The 8,443-nt window shown below is 71.5% G+C and carries 9 protein-coding genes; 2 read left to right on the top strand and 7 right to left on the bottom strand.

All coding sequences use genetic code 11. The annotated features are described in order from the left end of the window. The 4 genes from M3N57_09035 to argC form a co-directional block, all read right to left on the bottom strand. Positions 1 to 219: aminotransferase class III-fold pyridoxal phosphate-dependent enzyme (locus M3N57_09035; GenBank protein MDP9022823.1), on the bottom strand; the 219-nt coding region annotated here is incomplete at its 3' end. Continuing rightward, positions 219 to 1,118, bottom strand: coding sequence for an acetylglutamate kinase (gene argB / locus M3N57_09030; protein MDP9022822.1), 900 nt, complete (start codon positions 1,116 to 1,118; stop codon positions 219 to 221). The genes M3N57_09035 and argB, both read right to left, overlap by 1 nt. Then, entirely contained in the window at positions 1,118 to 2,335 is a 1,218-nt protein-coding gene (gene argJ, locus M3N57_09025) for a bifunctional glutamate N-acetyltransferase/amino-acid acetyltransferase ArgJ (GenBank protein ID MDP9022821.1), read from the bottom strand. The genes argB and argJ overlap by 1 nt, the downstream gene beginning before the upstream one ends. Further along, entirely contained in the window at positions 2,332 to 3,357 is a 1,026-nt protein-coding gene (gene argC / locus M3N57_09020; GenBank protein MDP9022820.1) for an N-acetyl-gamma-glutamyl-phosphate reductase, read from the bottom strand. The genes argJ and argC overlap by 4 nt, the downstream gene beginning before the upstream one ends. Positions 3,358 to 3,594: 237 nt before the next feature. Between argC and M3N57_09015 the strand changes: the two genes are divergently transcribed. Together M3N57_09015 and M3N57_09010 are read left to right on the top strand one after the other, a co-directional pair. Continuing rightward, positions 3,595 to 4,902, top strand: coding sequence for a cation:proton antiporter (locus tag M3N57_09015; GenBank protein ID MDP9022819.1), 1,308 nt, complete (start codon positions 3,595 to 3,597; stop codon positions 4,900 to 4,902). A 127-nt stretch (positions 4,903 to 5,029) separates the two neighbouring features. Then, positions 5,030 to 7,282, top strand: a complete 2,253-nt coding sequence (locus M3N57_09010) for a fused MFS/spermidine synthase (protein MDP9022818.1) — start codon at positions 5,030 to 5,032, stop codon at positions 7,280 to 7,282. Between the two features lie 53 nt (positions 7,283 to 7,335). Here the strand turns inward: M3N57_09010 and M3N57_09005 are convergent, their stop codons facing one another. The 3 genes from M3N57_09005 to M3N57_08995 form a co-directional block, all read right to left on the bottom strand. Next, positions 7,336 to 7,542 carry a hypothetical protein gene (locus tag M3N57_09005; protein MDP9022817.1) on the bottom strand — a complete coding sequence of 69 codons (207 nt, stop codon included), beginning with the start codon at positions 7,540 to 7,542 and terminating at the stop codon, positions 7,336 to 7,338. Next, a complete protein-coding gene (locus tag M3N57_09000; protein ID MDP9022816.1) occupies positions 7,539 to 8,036 on the bottom strand; it encodes a hypothetical protein in 498 nt (165 codons plus the stop codon). Before M3N57_09000 ends, M3N57_09005 begins: the two co-directional genes overlap by 4 nt. Before the next feature lie 152 nt (positions 8,037 to 8,188). Beyond that, positions 8,189 to 8,443: hypothetical protein (locus M3N57_08995; protein MDP9022815.1), on the bottom strand; the 255-nt coding region annotated here is incomplete at its 5' end.

Here is an 8,443-nt window from a genome sequence, read left to right as displayed (position 1 = left end):
GGCGACCTGCTCGGCGACCGCGGCGGTCACCGCCGGGTGCGCGTGGCCGAGGCTGGTCACGGCCAGACCGGACAGGAAGTCCAGGTACGCCCGGCCCTCGGCGTCGAACAGGGCGCTGCCGCGTCCGCGGACGAACGCCAGCGGCGGCGTGCGGTAGGTGGGCAGCAGGTGCGCGTTGAATCGGTCCTGCAGCTGCGAGAGGTGAGCGGCGGCGTCCATCACAGCTCCCTGGAGATCATCGTGCCCACACCCTCGTCCGTGAAGACCTCGAGCAGGACCGCGTGCAGCACGCGGCCGTCGAGGACGTGGGCCTGGGGGACGCCTGCGTGCAGCGCCTGCACGATCGACGCGACCTTGGGTCGCATCCCGGCGTGGAGCTCGCCGCGGGCGAGCATCGCCTCCAGCCGGTCGACCGGGACCTCAGACAGCAGTGACCCTGCGTCGCCGAAGTCGTCGTACAGACCGGGGACGTCGGTGAGGTACACCAGTTTCGTGGCGGCCAGCGCCGCGGCGATCGCCCCGCAGGCGGTGTCGGCGTTGACGTTGCGGTCGACCCCGTCGACGCCCCGGCCGACGGTCGCGACGACCGGGACGAACCCGTCGTCCAGCAGCCGCAGCAGCACCGCGGGGTCGACCGCGTCGACCTCCCCCACCAGGCCGAGGTCCTCGCCGGCGGGGCCGGCGGCGGGGCGTACCGTCAGCAGGTTCGCATCGGTGCCGGCCACGCCGACCGCCGAGGCGCCGGCCGTCTGGATCAGACGGACCAGCTCGGGGTTGACCCGCCCGAGCAGCACCATGCGGACCACGTCCATGGTCGCCTCGTCGGTGACCCGCAGTCCCGCGACGAAGCGAGGTTCGAGCCCCAGGCGCCCAGAGACCTCGCTGATCTGCGGACCGCCGCCGTGTACCACGACGGGGCGGAGCCCCACGAAGTGCAGCAGCGCCACGTCCGCGGCGAACGAGCGCTTCAGCTCCTCGTCGACCATGGCGTTGCCGCCGTACTTGATCACGACGGTGGCGCCGTGGAAGCGGGTGATCCACGGCAACGCCTCGCGCAGCACCACGGCCTTGGCCTGGGCGGCGGTCGCGCGCTCATCGGTGGGAGCGATGGGAGCCATCAGGTCGTGTACTCGGCGTTGAAGCGGACGTAGGCGGGGGTGAGGTCGGCGGTGAGGAACGTCGCCTCGGCCCCGCCGAGCCCCAGATCGACGGTGACCTCCACATCGCGCTTGGACAAGGCCGCCGCAGCCTGCCCACGGTCGAACGAGGTCGCGACCCCGAAGCGGCACACGGTCACCCCTGCGAACCGGACCGTCACCCGCTCCGGGTCGAAGTCCACGTCCGTGGCGCCCATCGCGGCCAGCACCCGCCCCCAGTTGGGATCCGCCCCCGCCAGCGCAGCCCGGAACAACGTCGACGCGGCCACCGCCCGGGCCAGAGCGACCGCGTCGTCCTCGCTGCGGGCCCCCACCACGTGCAGCTCGGCGACCTTGGTGGTGCCTTCACCGTCGGCGACGACCGCCCGGGCCAGGTCCGCGCAGACCGCCTCCAGGGCAGCGCGGAACGTGGCCAGGGTCGGGGGTTGCGTGGCGTTGCCGTTGGCCAGCACCGCGACGGTGTCGTTGGTCGACCCACACGCGTCGATGCTGATGCGGTTGAACGTGCGTGCCACGACCTGGCGGACGATCGGGCGGAGCACCGCCGGGGTGAGCGGGGCGTCGGTCGTGATCAAGCCGATCACCGTGGCCATGGTCGGCTCGATCATCCCCGCGCCTTTGGCCATGCCGCCCACCGTGCACGCCCCGGTCGCGTCCTCGACGCGGTAGGCGACCTCCTTGGTGGTCGTGTCGGTGGTGAGGATGGCCCGAGCGGCCCGCCCCCCACCGTCGTCGCTGAGGTCCGCGACGACCCGGGGGATCGCCGCCAGCAGTCGCGCCAGGTCCAGCGGCACCCCGATCACCCCGGTGGAGCAGATCAGGACGTCGGTGGGGTCGATCCCCAGGTGGGTGGCGACCGCCTCGGTGGTCGCCTCGGCGGCAGCGAGGCCGTCGGGACCGGTGCAGGCGTTGGCGTTCCCGCTGTTGACCACCAAGGCGCGGGCGTGCCCGTCGGCGGCGTTCCGGGCCGTGATCACGCACGGGGCCGCCCGCACCCGGTTCGTCGTCAACGCCACGGCGGCGGTCGCGGGCACGTCGGAGACCACCAGCGCCACGTCCGGGCGCCCCGACCGTTTCAGCCCGGCGAACACCCCCCCGGCACGGAAACCCGAGGGGGCCGTGACCCCACCCTCGGTCGTGGTGAGCGCGGCACGGTCGCGGGGACCGAAGCCGCTCACGGGTACAGCCCCACGGCGGTGAGTCCGAGCGTCTCGTCCAGTCCCAGCATGAGGTTGGCGTTGTGCAAGGCCTGCCCGGCGGCACCCTTCCCCAGGTTGTCGACCGCGGCGACGACCAGGACACGGCGGGTCCGCGCGTCGAACGTCGCCGACACCTGGCAACCGTTGGAACCGGCCACCGCCTTGGTGTGGGGGAACGTCCCCGGATCCAGGACCCGGACGAACGGCTCGTCGCGGTACCGATCAGCCAGCGCCCCGTGGACGTCGTCGGCACCCACGCGATCGCGGACGGTGGCGTAACAGGTGGCGAGCTCGCCTCGGGCCATGGGTACCAGGTGCGGGGTGAACGACACCGGCCCGCTGGGCACACCGGCGAGCCGGCCGAACCAGTGCTCGATCTCGACGGTGTGGCGGTGGTGCGGGGCGCCGTAGGCGGTGAAGTCGCCGTGCAGGTGCGTGAAGTGCAGGTCGTCTCGCAGCCCGCGGCCCGCCCCCGACGTGCCCGACTTGGCGTCGACCACGATGGTTCCGGGCTCGACGAGCTCGCCCAACGGCAGCAGCCCCAGCAGCGCCGCGGTCGGGTAGCACCCCGGGTTGGCCACCAGCTCCGCTGTGGAGATCGCGTCGCGGGCCCACTCGGTCAGTCCGTACACCGCGGGGGTGAGGTCGGGGTGCGGATGGGGCTCGCCGTACCAGTCGTGGAAGTCGTCCGAGGAGAGGCGGAACGCGCCGGACAGGTCGATCAGCCGCGTGGCGGCGGTGTGCAGCTTGCCTGCGAGCTCGATCGACACGCCGTGGGGGGTGGCCAGGATCACCAGGTCGAGGGCCGCGAGCTGGTCGAGGTCCACCGCGTCGAAGACGGCGTCGGTGTCGAGGTTGGGGAACAGGTCACGGATCGGGGTGCCGGCCTGACGGTGGGCGGCGACGGCCACGACCTCGATGGCGGGGTGTGCGTCGAGCAGACGCAGCAGCTCGGCGCCGCCGTAGCCGGAGGCGCCGACGATGCCGACCCGGTGTGCCACCTGCAGGACCCCTCGCCCAAGCGCGATGCACCATGATGCATGAACATGCACCAGGGCGCAACCCGCGGGTCCCCCGGCCTGGTCGGCAGTCGGTGGGCACCTGCCTGCGACGTGAGAGCGGTAGCTTCTTGCGATGGTCCCTGCCAACGTGGTCGTCGGCTCGCCCGGTCGCTGTCGCGTCGGACGCAGCAGCTCCCCGCACGGCCCCTCTCGCGACCACGCCCGTCCGGCCGGCTGATGGGTTTCGAAGAGGCGTACCGGGGGCTCGAGAGCTACGACCTCCTCCTCATCGTCGCGGGGATCGCGGTGCTGGCTGCCGCCGTCCTGCCGCGGGTGCTGCACGACAAGCCGTTCACCCTGCCGATGACGCTGGTCGGGATCGGCCTCGTCGCGTTCTGGCTCCCTCTCGGACTGGACACCCCCGACCCGATCGGGGCGGGCAACGTGACAGAACGCCTCACGGAGCTGGGGGTGATCGTCTCGCTGATGACCGCGGGGCTGACCATCGATCGAGCGCCGGGGCTCCGCGAGTGGTCCTCGACCTGGCGGCTGCTGGGCGTCACCATGCCGCTCACGATCGTGGTGGCCGCCCTGCTCGGGTGGGCCGTCGCCGGGCTGGTCCCCGCGACAGCGATGCTGTTCGGAGCGGCGATCTCACCGACCGATCCCGTGATGGGCAAGGACGTGGAGGTCGGCGCCCCGGGCGAGGGAGCCGAGGACGCGGAGACCGAGGAGCACGACCTCACCGGACCCGGGGAGGAGGACGAGGTCCGGTTCGCGCTGACGTCCGAGGCGGGGCTGAACGACGGGCTGGCGTTCCCCTACACCAACATGGCCATCGCCATGGCGATCGCCGGTGCAGCACCCGGCAACTGGATCGGGACGTGGCTGGTGGTCGACGTCGCCTTCAAGCTCACCGTCTCGGTGCTCTTGGGCATCGGCCTGGGCAGGATCCTGGCCCGCACGCTCCTCAGCCTGCCGGCGCAGACGGACGTCGCGAAGACGGTCACCGGGCTCGGCGCGCTCGCTGCAACGCTGGTCGTGTACGGGTTGACCGAGTACGTCGGCGGCTACGGGTTCATCGCGACGTTCATCGCGGCGGCGACGATCCGCTCGACCGACCGCTGGAACGAGTTGCACGAGCACCTCCAGACGTTCGCCGAGCAGGCGGAGCGCCTGTTCATGGCCGCGATCCTCGTGCTGTTCGGCGGCGCGATCGCGCGCGGCCTGTTCGTCCCCCTCGACGGGAGGCTGATCGTCGTTGCCGTCCTGATCGTGCTGGTCGTGCGTCCGCTCGCCGGCGGCGTCGGGCTGATCGGTTTCGACCGCGCCCCCTGGCGTGACCGCGCTGCGATCAGCTTCTTCGGGATCCGCGGGATCGCGACGTTCTACTACCTGTCGCACGGGCTGGAGGAGGCGGAGTTCGCGCAGAAGGAGGAGATCTGGGCCGTCGCGGGACTGGCGGTCCTGCTGTCGATCGTCATCCACGGACTCAGTGCCGCTCCCACCCTCGAGGCCCTCGACCGTCGCCGCGAGGCCACGTAGAGCCATCACGACGCCCGAGCGTCGCCAGCGGATCGGCCTTACCATCCGCCCCCGCGACGTCCTGGATCGCTCATCCACGGCAGATCAGGCTGCCACGCCGCACCGACGCTCGGAGCCACGGCACGCGATGATGGTGGTGGTCCTGTTCGCGGTCGCTTCGTTCGTGAGCGCCGGGCTGCTGTTCGTGGTGCAGCCGATGGTCGCGAAGCTCGTTCTGCCGACGTTCGGCGGATCACCGGCGGTGTGGAACACCGCGATGCTGTTCTTCCAGACCATGCTGCTCGCCGGCTACAGCTACGCCCACTTCTCGACCCGGTGGCTGGGGCTCCGCCGCCAGACGGCGGTGCACGTCGCCGCACTCGTGGCTCCGCTGCTCGTCCTTCCGGTCGCGCTCCCGGTGGAGGCGTTCCCGCCGGACGGGGTCATGCCCGCCCTGTGGCTGGTCTACGTCCTGGCCGTCATGGTGGGAGCACCGTTCCTGCTGGTCAGCACGTCCGCTCCGTTGCTGCAGCTGTGGTACTCCGCGACCGACCATCCCCGAGCCGACGACCCCTATTTCTTGTACGCCGCCGGGAACGCCGGGAGCCTCCTGGCCCTCCTCGCCTACCCGTTCCTGATCGAGCCGACGCTGAGCCTGCCGACCCAGACCCGCTTGTGGTCGGCTGGGTACGCGATCTTCGTGGTGCTCGCGCTGGCGTGTGTGGCGACCGTGCACCGGCGTCTGGCGGGGGCATCCGAGCCGGGAGCGCAGTCGGGGGGCGACGTGCCCAGCGGCGTGGCATCTGTCGGTTGGCGCCGTCAGCTGACCTGGGTGGTGCTGGCGTTCCTCCCGTCGAGCCTCATGCTCGGTGTCACCCACTTCGTGTCCACGGACATCGCAGCGTTCCCTCTGCTGTGGGTGGTCCCCCTGTCCGTGTACTTGTTGAGCTTCATCGTCGCGTTCGCTCAGCGTCGCCCGCGCGTCGCACTCGCGGCTGGTCGCCTGCTACCGGCGGCAGCGGTGGCCATCGCTGTGACCATGGTCCCTGGGCTCGAGTTCCCAGCCGGCTTCGAGATCACCCTCCACCTGGTGTTCTTCACGACCGTGGCGCTGGTCGCGCACGGGCGATTAGCGGACGACCGCCCACCGCCGGCGGGGCTCACCCACTTCTACCTGCTGGTGTCCATCGGCGGGGCGCTCGGCGGGCTGTTCAACGGGTTGCTCGCCCCGGTCGCGTTCGACCACGTGATCGAGTACCCGCTGGTGACCGCGGCAGCGGTCGTGGTCCTGGTCGGCCTGCAGGCCCGTGGGCCGCGATCCGCCCCCGTGGCACTCGGGCGGCGCGCACTGGAGGCCTCCGCGGTGTTCGGCGCGCCGTGGTTGCTCCAGCAGGGGGTAGTGCGCGGCGGGTACGTGGCAGCGGCGGTGGTCGTCGGGTTGCTGCTGGGCGCCCGTCGCGCGGTGTGGCTGGTCGCCGAGCGGCGGCCGGCCGCGTTCGCGGTGGGCGTCTCGGTCGTGCTCGCCACCGCGATGCCGGTGAGCACCGATGCGCTGCGCACGGAGCGGACCTTCTTCGGCGTCGCACGCGTCGAGGTGGAAGGCGACCAGCACGTGCTCGTCCACGGCACGACCGTCCACGGGTCCCAGGACCGCCGCCCCGGGCATGTCACGGTCCCGCAGAGCTACTACCACCCCACCAGCCCCGTTGGTGAGGTGTTCGCGGTCTACGGTCAGCGGCCGGTCGCCGACAACGTCGCGATCCTGGGTCTGGGGACCGGGGCGCTGGCCGGGTACGGACGGGCCGGGCAGACGTTCACCTTCTACGAGATCGATCAGGCCATCGTCGACATCGCCACCGACCCGACGCTGTTCAGCTACCTGAGCGACACGCCCGCCGACGTCGAGATCGTCCTCGGCGACGGGCGTTCGGCGCTGGCCGACGCCCCCGATCATCACTACGGCATCATCGTGGTGGACGTGTTCAGCTCGGATGCCATCCCGGTGCACCTCGTGACGGCCGAGGCGGTGCAGATGTACCGCTCGAAGCTGGCGCCGGGCGGCGTGCTGGCTTTCCACACCAGCAACCGTCACATCGACATCGAGCGCGTCGTGGCTGGGGTCGCCGCACATCTGGGCCTCACGGGCGTGGTCCGCAGCGACGCGGGAGACCCCGTCCGGGGCAGGCTGAACTGGGTGGTCCTCGCCGAATCCCCCCAGGTCCTGCAACCTCTCGCGGAGAGGTCGCCACGCCCCGGGCGCGACGGTGGCGTCGCCGGGCTCGGCGACGGCCCACAGAGCGTCTCGGGTGGGACGTGGCGACCGTTGACGGCGGAAGCCGGGGGCGCGCCGGTCTGGACGGACGCCTTCTCCGACGTCGTCCGGGTCGTGCGCTGGCGGTAGGCGCCCGCGACCGCGGCGGCGATCCTGGTCGGCGGCCAGCGTCCGATGCCCGGTTACGTCAGTTCCGGCCCGGTTCCTCCGCCCTCCCGGCCGCGCAGCCGGTAGTACATCAGGGTCCACACCAGAGCCACGAACGGCCCCGTGACCGCACCGCTGATGACGTCCGCGAGGAAGGCCCCGACCGTTTCGCCGAACGGCGCGGTGATCAGCGCGATCACGAGCCCCGCCACCAGCAGGACCAGCCACGCGGCGATGATCACACCGAAGACGTTCCACCCGTGCCCGCGGACCAGTGTCTGGCTGCGCCCGAACGCCTCAGCGACGCGGCGGCGCTCAGCACGATCACCGGGATGAGGACACTCCAGATCGTCATGAGGTACAGGCCGGGGACGATCAGCAGGATGAGACCGATCCCGATGCCGATCCCGGCCAGGATCCCTGCTCCGGTGATCGCACCGATGTGGGGTCGGACACCCTCGAACGTCTCCCCGATCGACAGGTCGACCCGTCCGTCGCGGATGTCCTCGACCGCCCGGACCAGCGCCCCCTGCAGCCAGAAGACGCCGACGATGGTCAGCACGCCGGCGAGGAACGCTCCGACGATCCCGAGCACGCCGGTCAGGATCAGGCTCAGGATCGCGATGATGAGGTAGACGAGCAGCGCGATGCTCGCCAGGTGCTGCCAGTGGTCCTTGTACAGCTGGAGGGCCTCGCCGATCACACCGGCGGTGGGGCTCGTCGTGTCGTTCGTCATGGTCGGCACCGTTCGTGGGGATCCTGTCGACCCGGCAGTCTCGCACGGGAGGAGGCCACGGCATAGGCCACGGGCAACCGGACGTCGCTGTGGCCTGCGACAGGAGAGGCGTGGACGTCGGCGTCGGCATCCAACGAGCTTCGACCGACGTGTCACCCCTCGTCGGCATCCAGCGCCGCGTCGAGCCAGCTGTGCAGCTCGCGTGACCCCGGCTCGTCCTCACCGTCGCCCGCTGAGCGCGGTGCGGGGCGGTCCTCGTCCCCCGCCGTCCGCCACAACGGCGGCACGACCCGCGACAGCCCCGGGATGACCCGCGCCGCGACCACGCGAAGGACGCGACGGACCGGACTGTCGTCGACGCGATCGCTGTCGCCGACCTCGAGGTCGACCTGCACCATCCGCTCATC

Source organism: Actinomycetota bacterium (assembly GCA_030776725.1).
In the GTDB taxonomy this organism is placed as follows: Bacteria; Actinomycetota; Nitriliruptoria; order Nitriliruptorales; family JAHWKO01; genus JAHWKW01.
Note: the sequence above shows the minus strand (reverse complement) of the source record. Positions and strands in the feature narration are given on the sequence as shown.